This is a genomic window from Ensifer sp. CCNWLY38 (genome assembly GCF_037120565.1).
Lineage (GTDB): Bacteria > Pseudomonadota > Alphaproteobacteria > Rhizobiales > Rhizobiaceae > Ensifer > Ensifer adhaerens_H.
The window spans coordinates 331,910-353,019 of the sequence record NZ_JBBBBO010000009.1; the positions used below are offsets into that span (position 1 = coordinate 331,910).

A 21,110-nucleotide genomic window follows, 5' to 3' on the forward strand; every position below is an offset into this window, starting at 1 on the left:
ATGCGCGGGCCGTTTATCGCGGTGGAGAAGCTTCCAGATGAGCTTCGGATCTTGCCTCATCTTCGCTCGAGCCAGGAGGCCGTCTCTGCCTTCATCCGGTCCTCGCATTGCCCGCGATGGATCATCCCTCACGACCTGCGCGCATTTCCTGCAATCGGATCACCGAGTTTATCCCGAGCCAGGCAAATGGCTCGGGCGGGAGCCGGGTTGGGCCCCGGTGATCCATGTATTCTTCGAGTTCCCGTGAGACGGTCCCGGTCGCCAAGTCGGCGGCCATCATGCCGGCAAGGGTGCTCTTGACGGTGCCAAGTCCATTCTCGCAGCAGGCGGAAAAGAGCCCTTCGTCGATCTCGCCAAAAGCCGGCACGTGGTTGAGGCTGAGGCAAAGACGACCTGCCCAACTGTGCTCGAACGGTATTCCCTTGAGGTCAGGAAATCTCGCATCGATCGAACGTCGATGCGCTTGCGCCATTTTCGAGAGGCGGCTTTCCGAAAGGGCGACCGTCGTGTCGTAGGTGTACTTGGTGCGGATCGTGATGCGCGACTGACCGCCTGATGTGATCTTGCGCACGGTGGCACCCATTGCGTCGGCCGGGAGCAAAGCCCAGCGATCCCGACCGGAAGCTTTGTGCCCGATATCGTCTGCCGGAAACGGCGCCGTCATTGAGGCGTAGGCGAAGATGTGCATCAATCGCCTGCCGAAATGCCCGAAATCTTCCACATGGCCGTTGACACCCAGGATGACCTTGGGAGCGCTTACCGAGCCGCGCGCCACCGATGCTATCCAGATGCCGTTGGCACGCTTAAGCGATGTCACGGGAGACCGCTCGAAGAGAACGACTTTGTGTGAAAGTCCGGCAGCGAACTGGCGCACGTAGTCCGCTGGTTGGATCAGCACCGCACCGGGCGTATAGAGCCCGCCGAGGTAATAGGTCGACCCCGTTATCTCCCGCATCTCGGCGGCATCAAGGAAGGTGTGCTTCTCACCCGCACTCCCAAGGGACTGGCCGAAACTCATATTAAGTTTCATGCCGCGTGCCGTCGCAGCCGCATTGATCTTGCCCGCGGGATCGAAGGTCTCGCGCGACATTCCATAGGCCTCCGCCGCTTGCGTGGCGAACTTGATGGCGTAACGGTTCTGGGCCATTTCCCGGCGAGTGGCGTCAGCCGTTCCGCTCGAATATTCGCTGGATGACAGGTTGTGCGGCACGTCGATCATGTAGCCGGAGTTCCGACCTGACGTACCCTTGCCCACTTCACTCGCCTCAAGGATGACGATCTTGTCATCGGGGCGCTGTTGCAGCAGGCGGCGCGCTGCCGAAAGGCCGGCAAAGCCGGCGCCGATGATCAGCCAGTCTGCGTTCACGTTGCCGTCGAGCGATCGAACCGGAAACGAACGCTGGCTGATCGCCTCCCAGCCCGAAATGCCATTTTCGACCGGCAAGCGTTTGACGGACCGCGTGATCATCTCATCGTCTCGCTCGTCGATTGAAGAAGTTGCCTGCCGTGTTCGACGACAACGGCAGCCAGTTGAACGCCCTTAGACATCGCATTGCGCTCATGCATGGCCGGTCCCCGAGGTGATCTCAGCGACCGTGCGCTTCAAGGTGGCGACGATCGTCTCGAGGGTTTTCTTTTCCTCGGCGTTGAGCGAGCCGAGCGGCGCTCTGACCGGTCCCGCCGGCAGGCCGGCCAGTTCACATCCGTGCTTGATCGACTGGACGAACTTGCCGCATTCGAGAAAATCCATGAGCGGCAGCATCGCCGTCATGATCGCCCGTCCCTTGTCGAAATTCTTCTCGACGACGCAGGCCTCATAAAGAGCGACATGTTCCCTTGGCAGAAAGTTGGAGCCGGCGCAGACCCAACTCCTTGCGCCCCAGGCAAAGAATTCGAGTGCCTGGTCATCCCAGCCGCAGGAAAGAGCGATGTGCGGGTACTTGCGGGCGAGCAGGTGAAGATTGGCCATGTCGCCGGAACTTTCCTTGATGGCCACGACGTTTCTGGATTCGCTGACACGGGAGAAGTACGCGTCTCCCATCATCACCCCCATGCGGGCTGGGTAGTTGTAGAGCATGATCGGCAGATCCGCCGCCCGATCCACCGTCAAAGCGTGGACAGCGTTCTCCTCCTCGGTCGGCAAGGCGTAAGGTGGCGACGACACGAGAATGGCGTCAGCGCCGATCTCTTTGGCCGCCTTGGCGAACGCCACGGAGTCTTCCGTCCTCGTGGCGCCTGTCCCGACGATGAGCGGCATTCTTGAACCGATCACATTCTTGGCGAGGGCGGCGAGGTCGAAACGTTCCTCTGCGCTCTGGGCATAGTACTCGCCGGTCGATCCGCCAATGATGATACCGTGAACCCCGGCATCGACAAGGGACTCGAGCACGGCTGCAAAACCCTTGCGGTCGATTTGCCCGTCGTGCCCGATCGGCGTGATGGCTGGGGTGTAAATACCTTCGAACTTCATGATGTCTTCTCCATCGATTGGGCCGGAACTTGGACGAGCGGCCTCTGCCGCGGCGACGCCTGGCCCGGCTTCTTAGGTTTCCGTTGGATGGGTGCAGGTCTCCCGCCGCTCAGTGCGGCGTTACGACCGCCGCAGCCAGCCGCTTCAGATCGACGATGCCGACGGGCATGCCGACGGCATCGACGACCACCAGATCCTTGGCATCCTTGTGCGCCAGGATCTTGAGGGCGGCCTCGATCGTGCTTCCCGTGCTCAACGTCGCGCCATTGACGGCGTGATCGGCGGCGACCGGCGTCATGACGGCCTCGACATGAACGACCCGACCACGGTTCACCTCCTTGACGAAGTTGGCGATGTAGTTGTCGGCTGGCCTCAAGACGATGTCCTGGCTGGTGCCTTGCTGGATGACCTCGCCGTCCCGCAGCACCGCGATCTGGTCGCCCAATCTGAGGGCTTCGTCGAGATCGTGGGTGATGAAGACGATGGTCTTCTTGATCTCCTTCTGCAGGTCGAGAAGAACCGTCTGCATGTCCATGCGGATCAGCGGGTCGAGTGCCGAATAGGCCTCGTCCATCAAGAGAACCGGCGCGTCGTTGGCAAGCGCACGAGCGAGGCCGACACGCTGCTGCATGCCGCCGGAAAGCTGATTGGGGTATTTGCTTTCAAAGCCTTTCAGACCCACGCGCTCGATCCATCGCATGGCGATGTCGACGCCCTTCGCGCGCTCGAGGCCCTGAACCTCAAGGCCATAAAGCGTGTTGTCTAGGACGTTGCGATGGGGAAGCAGCGCGAACTTCTGGAACACCATTGCCGTCTGGTGCCGTCGAAACTCGCGCAACTCCGGCTGGCTCATCTTGACGACGTCGACGCCGTCGACAAGCACTTCGCCGGCCGTCGGATCGATCAGGCGGTTGATGTGCCGGATGAGGGTCGACTTTCCTGACCCCGACAAGCCCATGATCACCTGAATGCCGCCGGAGGGGATTTCGATGTTGATGTCCCGCAAGCCGAGAACATGCCCATGCCGTTCGTTGAGTTCTGTCTTCGTCATGCCCTTTTGCACGGCGTCGACATGCGCTTTCGCGTTCGGTCCGAAGATCTTGTAGAGGTGGCGGATCTTGATGCCGCCGAACTTTGTGTCAGCCATGGACGATCTCCCTATGCTTCTGGAGCCTCTCGCCGTATGCTTGGCTGACCCGGTCGAAGATGATGGCGATGCCGACGATGGCAAGACCGTTGAAAATGCCCAGTGTGAAGTACTGGTTGGCGATTGCCTTCAGCACGGGTTGGCCGAGGCCCTGAACACCGATCATCGACGCGATGACCACCATGGCGAGCGCCATCATGATCGTCTGGTTGATGCCCGCCATGATCGTCGGCAGCGCCAGCGGCAACTGCACGTTCTTGAGCTTCTGCCAGCCCGACGAACCGAATGCATCGGCCGCTTCAAGAACGTCCTTGTCGACAAGGCGGATGCCGAGATTGGTGAGCCTGATCATCGGCGGGATGGCATAGATGACGACGGCGATGAGACCCGGCACCTTGCCGATCCCGAGCAGCATGACGACGGGGATGAGATAGACGAAGCTCGGCATCGTCTGCATGACGTCGAGGATCGGGTTGACGACCCGCTGGAGGCGATCGGAACGGGACATCAGAATGCCGATCGGAATACCGATGGCAATCGACAGCAGCGTGCAGACGAAGATCATCGAGATCGTCCGCATGGTGTCGTCCCACATGTCGAAATAGCCGATCGCCAAAAGGGTCACCAGACAGCCCAGCACGACTCTCAAGCTTCTGCTCGCGCCCCAGGCGATCGCCAGGATGATGACGATAATGATGGGCCAGGGTGTCTGGGTCATGAAGCGCTCGGAGGCGATCAGAAAGTGCTGCAAGGGGGAGAAAAAGCCCTCGATTGTGTCGCCATAGGCGCGCGTGAACGACCGGAAGCCTTCGTCTATCGCCTTCTTCAGCGTGCGAAGACTGTCGTCGTTCATGTGTGGGAATTCATAAAGCCATTCCATTCGGTTCCCCTTTTTGAAGAAGCCGGCGCAAGGTTTTCGATTGTGGCAAAGGATGCGGTGTGCCTGGGCTCACCGCACCCGGACGGGGCTTAAAGCGCCGATTTGATCTTCTCGGCCGCTTCCGGCGAGACCCACTTTGACCAGACCGCTTCATTTTCTTCGAGGAAGTGTTTGGCGCCTTCTTCGCCGCTTGCCTGATTGTCGGTCATCCAGGCCATCAGCTTGCTGACCGTGTCGTTGCTCCAGGCGCGCTTGTTGAGATAGTCCATGACCTCGGGCCCGACCTTTTCGGAGAACGGTTTGGCCACCAGCGTGACGATCGTATCGACCGGCCAGGCGCTCGGCTTCGGATCCGAGCAATCGGCAACGGTGATGCAGCGTTTCCATTCGGCCGCATCGAGCGGTACGCCTGCCTCGAGCTTGACCATCTCATATTTGCCAAGCAGCGCAGTCGGCGCCCAGTAGTAGCCAACCCATCCTTCCTTGCGTTCGTAGGCCTTGGCGATGGAACCGTCGAGACCCGCTGCCGAACCGGTGTCGACCAGCGTGAAACCTGCCTTCTCGGCTTCGAACGCCTTGAAATACTGGGCCGTGACCACCGTGCCGCCCCAGCCCTGCGGGCCGTTGAAGATGGCGCCCTTCTTGGCGTCTTCCGGATCGGGGAAGAGTTCCGGATGCTTCAGCACGTCGCCAATCGTCTTGATGTCCGGATGGGCATCAGCGAGATACTTCGGGATCCACCAGCCCTGCACGCCGCCATCGGGCAGGGGGGAGCCGACCTTGACGATCCGGCCTTCTTCCGTTCCCTTCTTGACGATATCGGGCAAAAGGTCGATCCATGCTTCCGGAGCGATGTCGGGCTGGCCCTTCTCCGCCATGGACGTGATGGTCGGCACGGTGTCGCCGATGGTGATCTCGGCGCTGCAGCCATAGCCTTCGTTGAGAATGAATTTGTCGAGGTTCGAAAGCACCTCGGCGCTCTGCCAGTTCATGCTGGCGATGGTCACGCTTCCGCATTCGGCGGCATGTGACACCGATGCTCCGCCAAGTAGGCCGAACATCAAGCAGGTAGATGCAAGCAGCTCTTTCATTTCTTCCGTTCCCTTTTTTGGCGGCATGTTCCATCAAAGCCGGGGTGCCGCGACCACCGACTTCAGTTATCGAAAGGATCAACTGCCGCCCTTTGTTCGCGGCGACTATCTACTCGCCACCGGCGCGCCACTCACGGAACGCCAGGTTCGCCTTGGCCCCGATGGTCCGAAACGGTTGACGAGGCAGTGATTTCGGCGCGTCGAAGCGCGCGAAGATTTCGGTCAGCCGTGATTTGACGCCGAGCATCAGATCGGCCGCCGCGATGCCGTTTGCCGTGGCTTTCGTGGCACCGACGCCGTTGCACCCGCAGGCTGCAAATATGCCGGGCTCGATCTCGCCGAAAGCGGGCACCGAATTCCACGTCAGCGCCATTGCGCCGCCCCATCGAAATTCCATCGGAATATCCGTCAGTTGGGGAAAGCGGGCGTGGTACTTCTGGTCATGCTTCACACCTGCGCGTCGCAGGGTTCCCTCGCTCGCTTCGATGTTGTGGTGATAGGTGTAGCGGGAGCGAACAAGTAGACGGTCGCCACGCTGGCCCTGAATGCGCCGGACGGTTGTGCCCATCGGAAGGGCCGGCGTCGCCGCCCATTTGCGCTGACCCGGCAACCGGCTTGGGTCGAACTCTCTCGTCATCGAGGCAAAGGTGAACACGTGGAGAAGCCGGCTCGTGAAGAAGCCGAAGCTCTCCGCATGGCCATTGTTTGCAAGGATGATCCTGCCTGTGCTGATTGAGCCTTGGGGCGTCTTGACGAGCCACCCACGACCGGCATTTTCCAACTGCACGGCGGGGGTTTCCTCATAGACCCTGACCGGTTCGCGCAGGCTATCTGCGACGCCGCGAATATAGGCCGCCGGCTGCACCATGATGGTTCCAGGGGTAAACAGCGCCGAAGTATAGGTGTTCGTGCCCGTCACGTCGGCGATTTCGCGCGCATTGAGCAGCTGATGCTCTTCGCCAAGTTTCACCAGTCCCTCGGCATAGTCGACCAGATGCTGGTCGCCCTCTTCGCTGATGGCGACGCTGTAGCGCCCACAAGGATCGAAGATTTCGCGGCCCCAGCCCTGTTCCTGTGCAACGGCGCTGGCAAGGGCGATGGCGGTCCGGCTTGTCTCTATGGCCTCGCGGCTCTTTGCGGCCGAGTCCCCGCCGTAGTCTTCGGACGAGACCTCGTGGGGCAGGTCGATGATGAAGCCGGAGTTTCGTCCTGCCGCCGCCTCCCCGATGACGCCGGCCTCAAGGACGGCGACATGGAGTGTCGGATCAAGTTCCATGATCCTGCGGGCTGCGGAAAGACCCGCAAAACCACCACCGATGATGACAACGTCGGCGGTGGTATGTCCCTCGAGCCGCGGTTTTGCCTGGCGGGGAGGAAGCATCGCCACCCATCCAGAAACGCCCGTGTTCTTCGGGAGTCTCGTTGCGGCAAATACCTTTTTCGAGGGCGTGCTCACGGTTTAGGCTTCTCGCTCTACCAGGCTGCCGAGGGCAGCGCGGATGGTTTCAATCCGGTCTGCGGGGAGCGGACGGAGCGGTTTGCGTGGTGCGCCGGCACCATGGCCGATGAGTTCGGCGGCGGCGTAGACCGACTGCACGTAATCGCCTTCCCAGATGAGGGACATGGCTGGTTCGAGCGAGGCCCAGATATCGCGCGCCTTGCCCGATTCGCCGGCAGTGGCTGCTGCGACCAGCGCGAGCGCGGTACGCGGCGCAAAGTTGGCGCCGCCCCAGATGAGGCCGCTCGCTCCGGACCAGAGAGCAAAGGGAACGAGGTGGTCGGCGCCGTTCATGACCGGAAGACCGGTGCGGATGAGCGATGCCTGCTTGCCGAGATCGCCGCTACTGTCCTTGACGGCACAGAAGTTCGGGATCGCGCAAAGTTCCTTGAGAAGCGCCGGCGTAACGGTCACGCCGACGGCGTGCGGGACGTTGTAGCCGATGACCGGAAGGCCGGCTGCCGCCACTTCCGTATAGAAATCGATGATGCCCTCATCGTCCGTCGGACCCTCGAAGAAGGGCGGAAGGACCATGACGCCGTCAGCGCCGCAATCGGCGGCAAACTTCGTCCGTTCGACCACGTCGGCCGTCAGCAGCGCCGAGGTCTGCGCAATCACCTTGGCCCGGCCGTTGATGATCTTCGAGCCGCGCCGCACGAGTTCCTTCGATTCCTCTTTCGTCAGGTACACATGCATGCCGGTGCCCGAGCTCAACACGAAGCCGGGTACGCCGAGCGCCAGATAGCGCTCGATATTCTGCTCGAGCTTCGCGTAGTCGATACGACCTTCAGAATCGAAGGGCGTTGCAATTGCGAGGTTCAATCCGGGAAACGGAAAGCTGGTCATGGTTACAGATCCGCGGTTTCGTCGTCGTTGAGATCGAGCCAGATGGTCTTGAGCTGGGTGTACTGGTCGTGGGCGTGAACGGAATTGTCGCGCCCGCCGAAACCGGACTGTCTGTAGCCGCCAAACGGTGTGGTGATATCGCCTTCGCCGAAGGAGTTGACGGTGACGGTGCCTGCACGAAGAGCGCGGGCAGCCCGCATGGCGCGTTTGCCGTTGCCGGTAAAGACGGAGGCCGTCAGGCCGTATTCCGTCTCGTTGGCGATCGTGACCGCCTCCTTCAGGCTGTCCACCGTGATGACCGTCAGGATCGGTCCGAAGATCTCTTCCTTCGCGTGCCGCGCGGCATTGCTTTCGACCTCGACAATTGTCGGGTGAACGAAGCGACCCTCGCTGGTTTTACCGCCATAGAGGATCTTCGCCTCGTCGCCGAGGTAGCTCGCAACCTTCCTGTAGTGCGCCTCGGAGACGAGAGGGCCGACGCGGTTGTCCGGATCCAGCGGATCGCCCACGTGCCAGTTCTTCACCTCGGAGACGATCTTTTCCAGCAGCTTTTCCTTGATGGCGGAATGGACGATCAGTCGAGAAATGGCCGAGCAATTCTCGCCCATGTTCCAATAGGCGCCGTTCACGAGATGGGCGGCGACCGCGTCGAGGTCGTCGGCGTCGTCCATGACGATCGAAGGGTTCTTGCCGCCCATTTCGAGGACGACTTCCTTGAGGTTGGACTCGGACGAATATTTGAGGAAGCGGCGACCGGTCTCCGTGGACCCTGTGAAGGACACGGCGTCGACATCCATGTGCCGGCCGATCGGTTCGCCGACCTGTGAACCCGAGCCCGTTACCACGTTGAAGACGCCGGCCGGGATGCCGGCCTCCAGTGCCAATTCGGCGACCCGAAGTGCCGTCAGTGAGGTTTCCGCCGCCGGCTTGACGACCAGGCTGCAGCCCGCGGCAAGCGCCGGACCGATCTTCCATGCAAGCATCAGGAGCGGGAAGTTCCAAGGCAGGACCAGCCCGACAACACCCACGGGTTCGCGAACGACGAGCGCGATGTGGTCGTTCGAGGCGGGAGAGACCTGATCGTAGATCTTGTCGATCGCTTCGGCATGCCAGCGCAGGCAGTTGATCGTCTCAGGCACGTCCACCGTCTGGCAATCGAGGATCGTCTTGCCGCTGTCGAGGCTCTCCATCACCGAAAGGTCGACTAGGTTGTTCTCAATGAGTTGCGCCAGACGAAGAAGAGCCTGCTTGCGGGCGGCCGGATGCTGCTTCGACCAGCGCCCGTCGGCAAATGACTGCCGCGCACTCGCGACCGCCGCATCGACGTCCTCGGGGCCGCAAGCAGGCAAGTCCGCCAGCTTCTTTCCTGTCGCCGGATTAGTGGTTGCGAACGTGCGTCCCGATCCCGCGTCGACAAAACGACCGTCGATGATGGCCTTTGAAGGGAGGGATAGTCTCGACGCGATTTGCTCGTACTGCGCCCTCGTCAGAAGTTCCGTCATTTGTCTTCTCCATCAATCCGGAAGCCATCGGCAACGCTCGGCGTCGGATCAACGCTCTGGCGATCGCCACCGTCGTTTTGTCATAATACAATAGATAGACATTTAGTCTACTGTCAATAGACACACGAAACGTGATAGTGAAACAGGGCTGCGGCTCGTCTTCCGGCGCGAGGAATGAGGATCAGAACCGATACTCGCTCCTGGAAGGTCGCCCGCTGGGCCTTGCGCATCCACCGCGGAGCGGGCAAAAGAGTCGCGTGGCCGCAAGATCGTCGACGGAAATCAAAATGCGTTGACCAGTCTATCTTTTGTAGACAATATGGGCTCAAAAGGAGTTTGCCATGGCGAACAATCAAAGCTCAGCTGAACCAGTCGTCGGCCCGGATCGAAAGGCTGCCCTGAATAACACCTTGCGCCACCGTATCCTCACGATGCAGATAGCGCCGGGATCGGTTCTGGACGAAGTAGCGTTGAGCGAGGAATTTGGATTGTCCCGCCCCCCGGTGCGCGAAGCGATGCGACAGCTTGCTGGGGAAGGGTTCATTGAACTTGAAGCGAACCGGCCGGCTCGCGTGACCTCAATGAGCTACCAATCCCTTCGCGATTTCTTTTTGATCGCGCCGATGATCTATGTTGCGGCCACGCGGCTGGCCGCCGAACACGCGTCGAAGGCCGACATCGCGGGCCTGCGCGAGATACAGGACAGCTTTCGCGACGCGGTCCACAGCAACGACGTCGACGCGCGCGTCTTCTACAATGACAAATTTCACCTTCGGGTCGGCGAGATTGCGAACAATGCCTTCATTCTTCCAAGCCTTCGCCGGCTTTTGATTGATCATGCGCGTATCGGCAAGATTTTTTACAGACCGAGCAACGCGCGCATGTTGGAGGAGTTGCACGAGGCGTCGCGCCAACACGACGAAATGATCGATGCAATAGCGAACCACGATCCTGATCGAGCGGAGGCGTTGGTTCGTGCACACCTCGATCTGTCGCGCAAGAACATGGCGATGTACGCCGCCCCGGAAGGGATGGCGATTTCTGTCGGCGTGTAACGGGATCTTAGGCGGTGGGTTACGCTATTCCGCCAGACCAATCGGACGCAAAACGACTGATGTCGTCGAAGACAGCGCGGGGCATTCGCAAAGGTTGCTCTGAGGGCCGGTGATGTGGCTTGCCACTGAAGCCTGGAATGTGGACGCCATGTTGCTCCAGCCGCCGGATCTGGTCGTGAGCGCGGGCGACGTGATCGCTCCCGGCCGGGTCTGGCATCATCGCAATCACGGTCAGTCCGACGGCCGGGGAGGCATCGCCCGACCGGAAGCTCGGCGTGTCGAGCGACCATGACCCGCCGGAGAGGCCGGCCGACAGCATTTCGACGAGCAGGGCGACGTTCGCACCCTTGCGGCCTCCGAATGGCAGAAGGGCGCCCGTAAGCGCCTTTTCGGGATCCTGGGTATCGGCGCCTTGCGCGTCGACCGCCCAACCTTTGGGAATAGATCTTCCCTCGGCGGCTGCGGTGACGATGTTGACATAGGCAGTCGCGCTGGAAGATTGATCGATGATCAGTGGCGTGGTGCCATTGCCGAGCGGAAAGCCGAAGGCGATCGGGTTTGTGCTGTAGACGGCAGAACCTCCTGCCTTGGCAACGACCATGGCATTCGCATTGGTCGCCGCAAGGCCGCTCAAACCTTCCAGCGCAAGCCGGCGCACGTAATAGCCCAATTCGCCCGTGGTATAGCTGTTCTTCTGGGTGAAGAGTGCGATCCCGAAGGAACGGGCGGCGGCCACGAAGTCTTGGAAGGCACGGTCGAAGCCGAGTTGCGCGATGCCGCGGTCGGCATCACAGGCGAGATAGGCGGGGAAGGGGCGCGTGGCGACCGGCGCGGGATCTCCATTGATACGCCCCTCGCGAAAACTGTTCAGATAATCGACCATATGCGGAAACCCGACCGCGCTTGGGCCGAAGCGGGCGGCGGACACTGTCGCGTCGACGAGCGAGCGGGCGCTTGCCGGGTTGGCGCCGGCACCAAGGCAAGCTCTCAGCGCCAGATCCTCCGCTTCCGCTGCGCCGAGTTCCACGTCATCTGCCATGTCAGATCTCCAATCCCGCTTTCCGACCCTCATAAAACGCATAGGGCGCCTGCCGCGGGGCCGCGCAGTCGCCGATCTGGCGCGTAGCGATACCGCGTTCCTTGAGGTCCGGCATCAACCAGTCGGCCGGGGCATTCGTGGTGGCCGTGACCAACGCATCGGCGTCGATGAAGCGGCACTCTCCCGTGGTGTGGTCGATGATCGTCGCGCCGTTGCCATGCCATTCGGTGATGCTGGCTTCGACGATCCATGTCACGCCAAGTTTCCTGAGCGCCTGCCGCATCGGAACGTCGGCTGCGGTTCTCTGCAGCTCCTTGCCGACGAAGGGATCGGGCGTCAGGATCGTCACCAGGTGACCTTCCTCGGCGAGCTTCCAGGCGGTGCCGCAGCCGCGCCAGCCGCCGCCTTCATCCAGAAGCAGCACGCGTTTGCCCGGCCTTGCCTGCCGCGCCATGACGGCTTCGATCGTGAAGACGTTACCCTTCGCCAGGCCAGGCATCGTCTCGACCGTCGGCAGCGTTTTCTGGAACCCCGTCTCCGGTGAATAGGAGCCGGTGGCGACGATGACGCGCTCGAACTCGGAAGGGTCGATGTCCTCGGCCTCGACATAGGTGTTGAGGCGAACCTCTACACCGAGTTTTTCGAGCTGGCGCTCATACCAGGCGATGAGATCGAGGATCTGGCCTCTTCTTGGCTGCATGCCCGCCAGCAGGAAATTACCGCCGAGCAGGTTCGACGCTTCTGTGAGCACGACCTTGTGTCCTCGCTCGGCGGCCACCCGGGCGGCCTCCAGTCCGGCGGGACCGCCGCCGATGACCAGCACGCGTTGGGGATCACTGCTCTTCAAAAAACGATCGCCGTTCCATTCGGACTCGCGGCCGACGGATGGGTTGATCAGACAGCTGATCCAGTAGTCGCGCGACCGGCGTCCCCAGCACATCTGGTTGCACGAGATGCAGCCGCGAATGTCCTCCGGGCGGTCCTCGCCTGCTTTGGTTGCCAGATGGGGATCGGCGATCTGGCCGCGCACGATCGATACAAGATCGGCGGCTCCTTCGCCGAGCACCGTTTCGGCGTTTTCCGGGGTGCGGATGTGGCTTTCAGCGATCACCACGGCGTTCTTCACAACACCTTTCAGGACCGATGCGAGGTCGGCTCCCAGTTTCTCGGGATAGAGGAACGTCGGCATCAGCTTGTAGAAATCGAGGTAGCCTCCCGAGCCGCATGTGACATAGTCGATGAGGCCCAGTTCGTCGTGCAGGCGGATGATCTCAGCAAGCTCGTCGCGTTGAAGCGCAACCTTCACATCCGGTTCGTCGCTGACGGCAAGGCCAACGATGAAGTCGGGGCCGCAGACCTCCCTGATCCGTGTCAGGATTTCGCGCGACATCCGCGTGCGGTTTTCAAGCGATCCGCCCCATTGATCATCACGCCGATTGCACCAGGGGGTCCAGAATTGATCCACCATGCCAAGATAGGCCGCCCACACTTCGACGCCGTCGAAGCCGGCGTCCCGACATCGCCGTGCCGCCTCGACGAAACCGTTGATCGTCTCAAGGATTTCGTCCTCGGTCATCGGATGCGAGCCGTCGCTGTCGTGATAGCTAGGCCCGCCCGAAGGCGACCAGTGCGGATGAAAGGAGTTGTCGGAATCCCCATGCGCCCCGACATGATAGAGCTGCTGGATTGCGACGGCTCCATGTTCCTTGATTGCCTCAACCACCTTCTTGAAGTGGGGGATGACGCGATCGTCCGAATGCCGGAAATTGCCGCGGGTGAGAACGGCTGCGGCATGCACGGGCATGGGTTCGACGACAATCATCGCGGCCCCGCCGATCGCGCGCTCCCTGTAATAGGCGGCATGGCGTTCGGTCGGCAGGCCCTCGACCGCCATGTTCGCCGTATGGGCGCCGAACACGATCCGGTTCTTCAGCGTGTGCGACCGCAGTTTGAGAGGGGAGAATAACCGGGGAAACTTCTTGGACATGGCGCAACTCCGGGCGGGGGGAGGATCAAGTTGGGAAGGGGAACAGCGTCGTCGGCTCTTCCGGGCGGCGAACACACCGCCCGGAGGACAAGGCAACTGGACGGTCGCGCCGTTGCCTCACGCGGCGGTGGCCGCAATCGCCATATCGCGATCGTTCGTCTCGTGCGCATTGACCATCGCGCCCGCCAGCTGGCGGAAGGTGACCGTGCCGAGAGGCTTTCCCGAGGGATCGACGACGATGATGTCGCCTTCGGGTGCAGAGGCGAGCGTACGCACCGCCTCTTCGATTGTGAGATCGGCGGCAATCCGTTGCCCGCTATCGACGGCGGTCGCGCCGAATGACGTCATGATCGCCTCTACATGCACCACGCGACCCCGGTTCACCTCCTTCACGAAGTTCGCGACATAGTCGTCGGCCGGTCTCAGCACGATATCCTGGCTCGAACCCTGCTGGATGACCTCGCCGTCACGAAGGATGGCGATCTGGTCACCCAGCCTCAGTGCCTCGTCGAGATCATGGGTGATGAAGACGATCGTCTTCTTGATCTCCTTCTGCAGGTCCAGAAGCACCGTCTGCATGTCGGTGCGGATGAGGGGATCGAGCGCCGAATAGGCCTCGTCCATCAGGAGCACCGGTGCGTCATTGGCAAGCGCGCGGGCAAGGCCGACGCGCTGCTGCATTCCGCCGGAGAGCTGATTGGGATACTTCTGCTCGAAGCCTTTGAGACCGACGCGCTCCAGCCATCGCATGGCGGTGTCGATGCTTTGCACGCGCGACACACCCTGGATTTCAAGGCCGAAGATCGTATTGTCGAGCACGCTTCGATGCGGAAGCAGCGCGAACTTCTGGAACACCATGGCTGTCTGATGACGGCGGAATTCGCGCAGTTCCGTTTCCGGCATCTTCACCACGTCGACGCCGTCAACGAGCACTTCGCCAGCCGTCGGATCGATCAGCCGGTTGATATGGCGGATGAGTGTGGACTTGCCCGAGCCGGAAAGGCCCATGATCACCTGGATCGAGCCCGACGGCATCTCGATGTTGATGTCGCGAAGGCCGAGCACATGCCCGTAGCGTTCGTTGAGTTCGGTCTTGGTCAGGCCGTTCTTGACTGCCTCGACATGGGACTGCGCATTCGGACCGAAGATCTTATAGAGATGGCGGATCTGGATGCCGCCGAAAGCATGATCAGCCATGGACGACCTCCCGATGCTTCTGCAGCCGTTCGCCGTAGGCCTGGCTGACACGGTCGAACATGATGGCGATGCCGACGATCGCAAGCCCGTTGAAGATGCCAAGCGTGAAATACTGGTTGGCGATCGCCTTCAGCACCGGCTGGCCAAGACCCTGAACGCCAATCATCGAGGCGATGACGACCATGGCAAGCGCCATCATGATCGTCTGGTTGATCCCTGCCATGATAGTCGGAAGCGCAAGCGGGAGCTGCACCTTGAAGAGCTTCTGCCTGTTGTCGGCGCCGAAGGCATCGGCGGCTTCCAGAACGTCCTTGTCGACCAGGCGAATGCCGAGATTGGTGAGGCGGATCATCGGCGGGATGGCGTAGATGACGACGGCGATCAAGCCGGGAACCTTGCCGATGCCGAGAAGCATGACCACGGGGATCAGGTAGACGAAGCTCGGCATGGTCTGCATGACGTCGAGCACGGGATTGACGACCCGCTGGACCCGGTCGGAGCGCGACATCAGAATGCCGATCGGCAGTCCGATCGCGATCGACAGCACGGTGCAGACGAAGATCATCGAGATCGTCCGCATCGTGTCGTCCCACATGTCGAAGTAGCCGATCAGCAACAGCGTCACGAGACAGCCACCGACGATCCGCAGGCTCCTGGTGGCTCCCCAGGCGATGGCGAGGATCAGGAGCGTGATGATCGGCCATGGCGTCTTGGTCATGAAGCGTTCGGCGGCGATCAGAAAATGCTGCAGCGGCGTGAAAAATCCCTCGATCAGTTCGCCGTAATTGCGCGTAAAGCCGCGAAAAGTCTCGTCGATGACCTTCTTCAGATCTCGAAGCGCGTTGTCGTCCATGTGCGGAAATTGATAAAACCAGTCCATTCGGTTCCCCTTCTCGAAAGAGCCGATACGTTCTTGTTGTTATGTCGGCATGAACGGTGCGATGTGCGGGAAGCACACCGCACCGGCTTGTGGCAGTGCTAGTTACAGCGCAGCCTCGATCTTCGTGGCGGCCTCGGGGGAAACCCACTTTTTCCAGATATCCGGGTTTTCTTCGAGGAAGTGCTTGGCACCTTCTTCGCCGCTCGCCTGGTTGTCGGTCATCCAGGCCATGAGCTTGGCGATCGTCTCGTTGCTCCAGGAGCGTTTGTTGAGGTAGTCCATGACCTCGGGCCCGGCCTTCTCGGAGAAGGGCTTGGCGACGAGCGTCACGATCGTGTCGACCGGCCATGCACTGGGTTTGGGGTCGGTGCATTCGGCAACCGTAACGCAGCGCTTCCACTCGGCTGCATCGTAGGGTACGCCGGCTTCGAGTTGCACCATCTCGTACTTGCCGAGGAGGGCCGTCGGCGCCCAGTAGTAGCCGACCCAGCCTTCTTTCCGTTCGTAGGCCTTGGCGATCGAACCATCGAGACCTGCAGCGGATCCGGTGTCGACAAGCGTCCAGCCGGCTTTTTCAGCTTCGAAGGCCTTGTAGAGCTGCGCGGTCACGACCGTGCCGCCCCAGCCCTGCGGGCCGTTGAAGATCGCGCCCTTGCTCGGGTCTTCAGGATCCTTGATGAGATCGGGATGCTTCAGGAGGTCGGGAATTGTCTTGATGTCAGGATGGGCATCAGCAAAATACTTCGGGATCCACCAGCCCTGGACGCCGCCGTCGGGAAGCGGAGAGCCGACCTTCACGATGCGGCCTTCCTCCGTCCCTTTCTTGACCACGTCGGGAAGCAGATCGATCCAGGCCTCGGGCGCAATATCGGGTTCGCCTTTTTCCGCCATCGATGTGATGGTCGGCACGGTGTCGCCGATGGTGATTTCGGCGCTGCAGCCGTAACCTTCATTGAGAATGATCTTGTCGAGGTTGGAAATTACCTCGGCACTTTGCCAGTTCATGCTGGCGATGGTGAGGCTGCCGCAATCCGCCGCGTTGGCGAGCGACGAACCGGCGACGGTTCCAAGGAACAGGCATGTCGATGCAAGCAAGCTTTTCATTATCGTTCCCTCTTTTGGCGGCTTTTTCTTTGGAACGGGGCGCCGCGGACCCCGTCCTACGACGCTAGGAGGCTTCTCCCATGCGAACCGATTTCCTGAACGCAGCCGTCAACCCGCGTGAAACGGCGGCATCAAAGCCGGCCGCGCGCATCTCCTCGATCGCGGCCGCGGTGGTGCCGCGATAATCGAGGAAGGTCTGGACAATGTCGGTCGGACAGTCGTCGCGCTGCTCCAACAGCCGGCCGGCACCCACGATGAGGGTGTTGACGGCACGCTTGGCGATCTCGGGGGCCAGTCCATGCGAGACGGCGTCTGCCATCATCGCTTCGGCGAGCAGCGCCGGAAAGGCAGGCCCCGATCCGGTGAGACCGGTCAGATAGTCGATCTCCGCTTCTGAACGCACTTCATCCTGAGCGCCGCAGGCATTGAAGATCGCCCGTATGATCGTCCGATCGTCGTCCTGCAGCCCGGCGGCGGCGATCCACGGCGTATAGGACTTGCGAACTTCGGCCGCCGCATTGGGCAAGGTTCGGACCACGCGGTCGGTGCGGTGGTGCTCACTCAGAGCGCTGAGGCGTATGCCCGCCATGACGGAGATCAGTAGCTTGCCTTCGGCGACGACGGTCAGGCTGGGCCAGTCGGCCGGGCGGACGGAGAGAACGATAACGTCCGAACGGTCGGCAAGTGCCTGGTTGTCTGATGTCCAGAAGGAGCCGTTGAAACGGTCGGGGCGCTCGCTTCGAAAAGAGAGCGACAGGTCTTGAGGCTCGACGATGCCGGCATCGAGAATGGCAGCGGCGATTGCTCCGCCCAGCCATCCGGCACCACCAATTACGCCAACCCTCAAAGGTCCGCCCGTTTCCATTCTTCTCTCAATCTGATTTGTAGCCATGCCGGGCGAAGAAGCGATCGAGCTCCCTCTGCTGCGGCGTTTGTCCGGTGTAGATCGCGATGTATTCCGGAATGCGCTTCATGCGGAGCGCGAGGTCCTCCTTGGACTGCATCGAGATGTATCCGATCTGCACCAGGTAGGTCGTTCGCGCGCGGACGTCCGCCGGTCCTGCCTCGTAGCCGAAACGCATGAACATGCGGCTCAGCGCCTCCATTCTCGCCTGATCGGCCTCATGTACTTCGGCCTGTATCTCGGGCGATTGCAGCGCCCAGCTGCGAACGGCGAACTCGAACTGGGAGTCGAACAGATCCTTGTTCACCCAGCAGTCGAAAACGTTCAGCATCGCTTCGGCGAGGGACTCCGCATAGGCTTCGGACTGCTTGACGAGGTTACCCGTATTCTTCTCCCTCCAGCGCGCGATGAGAGCGTTCAACAGTTCCTCCCGGTCCTTGAAGAACCAATAGAAGCTGGTCCGGGAAAGATTGAGCCGTTTGGCCAACGGCAGGATCTTCACCGAGTCCACGCCCGACTCGAGCAGGGAATCGTAGGCGGCTTCGAGCCACCCCTCCTGAGAACCGCGCCAGCCAGTGTCACTCATCGACTGTTCCATGATTGCCTCCTAACAAATCCAAAGGGCCGTTTCAAGCAAAATGTACATGTGTGTCGAATAACCAAACTATTGTGTTTTTGAATATTGACACATGTGTACATTTCCGCTTACCGTTGCAATTAAAGTCCCATAAACCGGAGCCCGTCGCATGTCGAACGATCCCCTGCTTCAGCCATTTCAGTTGAAGCATTTGACCCTGCGCAACCGCATCATCGTCACGTCTCACGAGCCGGCCTATCCGGAAGACGGTATGCCAAAGGGCCGCTACCGTGCCTATACGGTCGAGCGGGCCAAGGGCGGCGTGGCGCTGACGATGACCGCCGGGTCTGCGGCAGTCTCGAAAGACAGCCCCCCGGTGTTCAATAACCTGCTCGCCTACAAGGACGAGATCGTGCCGTGGATCAGGCAGATGACCGATGCCGTGCACGAGGAGGGCGCTGCGATCATGATCCAGCTCACGCACCTCGGCAGGCGCACGCGTTGGGACAAAGGCGACTGGCTCCCGGTCGTTGCACCCTCTCACCATCGCGAAGCGTCACACCGCGCCTTTCCGAAGAAGATCGAAGACTGGGACATCGAGCGCATCATCAAGGATTTTGCGGACGCCGCCGAACGCATGAAGGCGGGCGGCATGGATGGTGTCGAGCTGGAAGCCTACGGGCATCTCATCGACCAGTTCACCTCGCCGCTTACCAACGAACTCGATGGTCCCTATGGTGGTTCGCTCGATAACCGTTTGCGTTTCTGTCTCGACGTCTTCAAGGCCATGCGCGAAAGGGTCGGCAACGACTTTATCCTCGGTGTACGCTACACGGCGGACGAGTGTCTTCCCGGCGGGACCGGAAAGGCTGAAGGCCTGGAGATCTCCCGTCGTCTGAAGGAAAGCGGTCTCATCGATTATCTGAATGTCATCCGCGGTCATATCGATACGGATGCGGGCCTGACAGACGTCATCCCGATCCAGGGCATGGCGAGCGCGCCGCATCTGGATTTTGCGGGCGATGTACGCGCAGCAACGAAATTCCCGACCTTCCATGCCGCAAAGATCCAGGACGTGGCGACGGCTCGTCACGCGATCGCTGCCGGCAAGGTGGACATGATCGGCATGACCCGCGCTCACATGACCGACCCGCATATCGTGCGCAAGATCATGGAAAAGCGCGAGGACGACATCCGCCCCTGTGTCGGCGCCAACTACTGTCTTGACCGGATCTATCAAGGTGGCATGGCCTTCTGCATTCACAATGCGGCGACCGGCCGTGAAGAAACGATGCCGCATCGGATCCCGACGGCCGCGGTTCGGAAGAAAGTCGTAATCGTGGGGGCGGGTCCTGCTGGCCTTGAAGCCGCTCGCGTCTCCGCCGAACGGGGGCATGAGGTCGTCGTTTTCGAGGCCGCGAACCATCCGGGCGGACAGATCCGGCTGACGGCCCAGAGCGAACGCCGGCGGGAGATGATCAGCATCATCGACTGGCGCATGAGCCAATGCGAAAAGCTCGGCGTCACCTTCCGGTTCAACACATGGGCCGAGGCTGACACAGTGCTTGCCGACGCGCCCGACGTGGTCATCATCGCCACGGGCGGATTGCCGCACACAGAGGTTCTTTCGAAGGGCAACGAGCTCGTTGTTTCCTCCTGGGACATCATCTCGGGTGATGTGAAGCCTGGAACCAACGTGCTCATCTTCGACGATGCCGGCGACCATGCTGGTCTCCAGGCCGCGGAATTCCTCGCCAAGGCAGGCGCCAAGGTCGAGATCATGACGCCGGACCGTTCCTTCGCGCCGGAAGTCATGGCGATGAACCTCGTTCCCTATATGCGCTCGCTGCAGAAACTCGATGTCACCTTCACCGTCACCTACAGGCTGGAGGCGGCAGAGAAGAGTGGCAATCAGATCATCGCGCATGTCGGCAGCGACTATGGCGGCGTGGCCAAGCAGCAGACCTTCGATCAGATCGTCGTCAATCACGGCACCATTCCGCTCGATGACCTCTATTTCGAACTGAAACCTGGTTCGAGGAATCTCGGCGAGGTCTCCTACGACGACTTGATTTCCGGAGCGCCGCAGTCGGTTGAACGCAACCCGGAGGGTTCCTACCAACTCTTCCGGATCGGCGACGCGGTCGCGGCGCGCAACACGCATGCGGCCATCTACGACGCGCTGCGACTTGCCAAGGATCTCTAGCGATGGCGCGGGTCGACGCTCTGCAGGCTTTTCTGGACACGGCTTTCGTCGCGTTCGACCAGTGCGTTCAGGATCTCAGAGCGCGTCGCTCCCTCATGGAGATATTTGCCCAACTCGAAGCGCCGCAACCCCAACGCTTGAACATCGGAGAGCGCCTTCCGGTCTGCAACCATCATATCGAGAGCGTTCTGGCAACGAAAACCGGGCGACCGTCCCTGGACGTACTGATTGAGCGCTTCGCGGGCCTTGAGCCGATGCTCGAATGGAAGTGCCGCTCCGTCTACGACCATACGGCAAGCGAGAATTTCCTGCCGGGCCACGCCAATGCGATGATCGTTGGGCCGGGCGGTCTGGAGGACCGAAGGGACCTCTGGCTTGGTGTGACGCTGATGGCGCCGAACGTGCGTTATCCCGATCACGACCATGCCCCCGAAGAAACCTACCTGGTTCTGTCGGAGGGGGAGTTTCAGCACGGCACCTCCGAATGGTTCTCACCCGGGATCGGAGGTTCCTTCTACAATCCGCCTGGCGTCCGGCACGCCATGCGTTCGGGCGAAACACCGCTGTTCGCCTTCTGGGCTTTGTTGCCTGATCGACCGAGACACTGAAGTGAAAGCGTTCGGCTACAACCGATCGCAGGAGGAAGGTTGCCATGAAAATACTTGTGACGGTGAAGCGGGTGGTTGACTACAACGTCAAGATCCGCGTGAAGGCAGACGGTTCGGGC

At 61.0% G+C, this 21,110-nt stretch carries 18 protein-coding genes and 1 pseudogene; 4 read left to right on the forward strand and 15 right to left on the reverse strand.

The features are described 5' to 3' along the window. Positions 1–121: 121 nt before the first annotated feature. The 8 genes from V7S54_RS21020 to V7S54_RS21055 form a co-directional block, all read right to left on the reverse strand. The gene (locus V7S54_RS21020) at positions 122–1,468 is read right to left on the reverse strand and encodes an NAD(P)/FAD-dependent oxidoreductase (RefSeq protein ID WP_336409443.1); all 1,347 of its coding nucleotides are present in this window, start codon (positions 1,466–1,468) and stop codon (positions 122–124) included. Between the two features lie 90 nt (positions 1,469–1,558). Next, positions 1,559–2,470 (reverse strand): dihydrodipicolinate synthase family protein, encoded by a 912-nt coding sequence (locus V7S54_RS21025; protein WP_336409442.1) that lies wholly within the window; start codon positions 2,468–2,470, stop codon positions 1,559–1,561. Positions 2,471–2,579: 109 nt separating this feature from the next. Continuing rightward, positions 2,580–3,617 carry a quaternary amine ABC transporter ATP-binding protein gene (locus V7S54_RS21030; RefSeq protein ID WP_336409441.1) on the reverse strand — a complete coding sequence of 346 codons (1,038 nt, stop codon included), beginning with the start codon at positions 3,615–3,617 and terminating at the stop codon, positions 2,580–2,582. Next, positions 3,610–4,497, reverse strand: coding sequence for an ABC transporter permease (locus tag V7S54_RS21035; RefSeq protein WP_065375770.1), 888 nt, complete (start codon positions 4,495–4,497; stop codon positions 3,610–3,612). The genes V7S54_RS21030 and V7S54_RS21035 overlap by 8 nt, the downstream gene beginning before the upstream one ends. Positions 4,498–4,586: 89 nt before the next feature. Beyond that, a complete protein-coding gene (locus tag V7S54_RS21040) occupies positions 4,587–5,588 on the reverse strand; it encodes an ABC transporter substrate-binding protein (protein ID WP_065375769.1) in 1,002 nt (333 codons plus the stop codon). Positions 5,589–5,697: 109 nt separating this feature from the next. After that, positions 5,698–7,044: an NAD(P)/FAD-dependent oxidoreductase gene (locus V7S54_RS21045; RefSeq protein ID WP_336409440.1), complete on the reverse strand. Its 1,347-nt coding sequence runs from the start codon at positions 7,042–7,044 to the stop codon at positions 5,698–5,700. 3 nt (positions 7,045–7,047) lie between these two features. Then, positions 7,048–7,932, reverse strand: coding sequence for a dihydrodipicolinate synthase family protein (locus V7S54_RS21050; RefSeq protein ID WP_336409439.1), 885 nt, complete (start codon positions 7,930–7,932; stop codon positions 7,048–7,050). Between the two features lie 2 nt (positions 7,933–7,934). Then, complete coding sequence (locus tag V7S54_RS21055; RefSeq protein ID WP_336409438.1) at positions 7,935–9,434, reverse strand: aldehyde dehydrogenase; 1,500 nt, start codon at positions 9,432–9,434, stop codon at positions 7,935–7,937. 341 nt (positions 9,435–9,775) lie between these two features. Here V7S54_RS21055 and V7S54_RS21060 point away from each other — a divergent pair, with 341 nt between their 5' ends. Beyond that, positions 9,776–10,489, forward strand: a complete 714-nt coding sequence (locus tag V7S54_RS21060; protein ID WP_336409437.1) for a GntR family transcriptional regulator — start codon at positions 9,776–9,778, stop codon at positions 10,487–10,489. 19 nt (positions 10,490–10,508) lie between these two features. Here V7S54_RS21060 and V7S54_RS21065 read toward each other — a convergent pair whose 3' ends face one another. From V7S54_RS21065 to V7S54_RS21095, 7 genes are all read right to left on the reverse strand, one after another. Beyond that, on the reverse strand, positions 10,509–11,528 hold the full coding sequence (locus V7S54_RS21065) for an Ldh family oxidoreductase (protein ID WP_336409436.1): 1,020 nt from the start codon (positions 11,526–11,528) through the stop codon (positions 10,509–10,511). A gap of 1 nt (position 11,529) precedes the next feature. Then, entirely contained in the window at positions 11,530–13,515 is a 1,986-nt protein-coding gene (locus tag V7S54_RS21070) for an oxidoreductase (RefSeq protein WP_336409435.1), read from the reverse strand. Positions 13,516–13,632: 117 nt separating this feature from the next. Then, positions 13,633–14,712, reverse strand: a complete 1,080-nt coding sequence (locus V7S54_RS21075) for a quaternary amine ABC transporter ATP-binding protein (protein WP_336409434.1) — start codon at positions 14,710–14,712, stop codon at positions 13,633–13,635. Next, a complete protein-coding gene (locus V7S54_RS21080; RefSeq protein ID WP_058323042.1) occupies positions 14,705–15,592 on the reverse strand; it encodes an ABC transporter permease in 888 nt (295 codons plus the stop codon). The genes V7S54_RS21075 and V7S54_RS21080 overlap by 8 nt, the downstream gene beginning before the upstream one ends. Positions 15,593–15,694: 102 nt before the next feature. Next, a complete protein-coding gene (locus V7S54_RS21085; RefSeq protein ID WP_065375760.1) occupies positions 15,695–16,696 on the reverse strand; it encodes an ABC transporter substrate-binding protein in 1,002 nt (333 codons plus the stop codon). A 64-nt stretch (positions 16,697–16,760) separates the two neighbouring features. Then, positions 16,761–17,561 (reverse strand): pyrroline-5-carboxylate reductase family protein, encoded by an 801-nt coding sequence (locus V7S54_RS21090; RefSeq protein ID WP_336409433.1) that lies wholly within the window; start codon positions 17,559–17,561, stop codon positions 16,761–16,763. Positions 17,562–17,568: 7 nt separating this feature from the next. Next, positions 17,569–18,198: a TetR/AcrR family transcriptional regulator gene (locus V7S54_RS21095; RefSeq protein ID WP_065375758.1), complete on the reverse strand. Its 630-nt coding sequence runs from the start codon at positions 18,196–18,198 to the stop codon at positions 17,569–17,571. Between the two features lie 148 nt (positions 18,199–18,346). Between V7S54_RS21095 and V7S54_RS21100 the strand changes: the two genes are divergently transcribed. The 3 genes and pseudogenes from V7S54_RS21100 to V7S54_RS33275 form a co-directional block, all read left to right on the forward strand. Then, positions 18,347–20,383: an NADH:flavin oxidoreductase gene (locus V7S54_RS21100; protein WP_336409432.1), complete on the forward strand. Its 2,037-nt coding sequence runs from the start codon at positions 18,347–18,349 to the stop codon at positions 20,381–20,383. 2 nt (positions 20,384–20,385) lie between these two features. Next, positions 20,386–20,991, forward strand: a complete 606-nt coding sequence (locus V7S54_RS21105; protein WP_336409431.1) for a dimethylsulfonioproprionate lyase family protein — start codon at positions 20,386–20,388, stop codon at positions 20,989–20,991. Positions 20,992–21,035: 44 nt separating this feature from the next. After that, a pseudogene (locus tag V7S54_RS33275) lies at positions 21,036–21,110 on the forward strand (electron transfer flavoprotein subunit beta/FixA family protein); the annotation flags it as partial.

Excerpts from the sequence above, each read along its gene's own strand:
- V7S54_RS21085 (WP_065375760.1), bottom strand. The coding sequence starts at position 16,696 with ATGAAAAGCTTGCTTGCATCGACATGCCTGTTCCTTGGAACCGTCGCC.
- V7S54_RS21060 (WP_336409437.1), top strand. The coding sequence starts at position 9,776 with ATGGCGAACAATCAAAGCTCAGCTGAACCAGTCGTCGGCCCGGATCGA.
- V7S54_RS21020 (WP_336409443.1), bottom strand. The coding sequence starts at position 1,468 with ATGATCACGCGGTCCGTCAAACGCTTGCCGGTCGAAAATGGCATTTCG.
- V7S54_RS21050 (WP_336409439.1), bottom strand. The coding sequence starts at position 7,932 with ATGACCAGCTTTCCGTTTCCCGGATTGAACCTCGCAATTGCAACGCCC.
- V7S54_RS21065 (WP_336409436.1), bottom strand. The coding sequence starts at position 11,528 with ATGGCAGATGACGTGGAACTCGGCGCAGCGGAAGCGGAGGATCTGGCG.
- V7S54_RS21070 (WP_336409435.1), bottom strand. The coding sequence starts at position 13,515 with ATGTCCAAGAAGTTTCCCCGGTTATTCTCCCCTCTCAAACTGCGGTCG.
- V7S54_RS21035 (WP_065375770.1), bottom strand. The coding sequence starts at position 4,497 with ATGGAATGGCTTTATGAATTCCCACACATGAACGACGACAGTCTTCGC.
- V7S54_RS21055 (WP_336409438.1), bottom strand. The coding sequence starts at position 9,434 with ATGACGGAACTTCTGACGAGGGCGCAGTACGAGCAAATCGCGTCGAGA.
- V7S54_RS21025 (WP_336409442.1), bottom strand. The coding sequence starts at position 2,470 with ATGAAGTTCGAAGGTATTTACACCCCAGCCATCACGCCGATCGGGCAC.
- V7S54_RS21090 (WP_336409433.1), bottom strand. The coding sequence starts at position 17,561 with ATGGAAACGGGCGGACCTTTGAGGGTTGGCGTAATTGGTGGTGCCGGA.
- V7S54_RS21100 (WP_336409432.1), top strand. The coding sequence starts at position 18,347 with ATGTCGAACGATCCCCTGCTTCAGCCATTTCAGTTGAAGCATTTGACC.
- V7S54_RS21030 (WP_336409441.1), bottom strand. The coding sequence starts at position 3,617 with ATGGCTGACACAAAGTTCGGCGGCATCAAGATCCGCCACCTCTACAAG.
- V7S54_RS21040 (WP_065375769.1), bottom strand. The coding sequence starts at position 5,588 with ATGAAAGAGCTGCTTGCATCTACCTGCTTGATGTTCGGCCTACTTGGC.
- V7S54_RS21105 (WP_336409431.1), top strand. The coding sequence starts at position 20,386 with ATGGCGCGGGTCGACGCTCTGCAGGCTTTTCTGGACACGGCTTTCGTC.
- V7S54_RS21080 (WP_058323042.1), bottom strand. The coding sequence starts at position 15,592 with ATGGACTGGTTTTATCAATTTCCGCACATGGACGACAACGCGCTTCGA.
- V7S54_RS21095 (WP_065375758.1), bottom strand. The coding sequence starts at position 18,198 with ATGGAACAGTCGATGAGTGACACTGGCTGGCGCGGTTCTCAGGAGGGG.
- V7S54_RS21075 (WP_336409434.1), bottom strand. The coding sequence starts at position 14,712 with ATGGCTGATCATGCTTTCGGCGGCATCCAGATCCGCCATCTCTATAAG.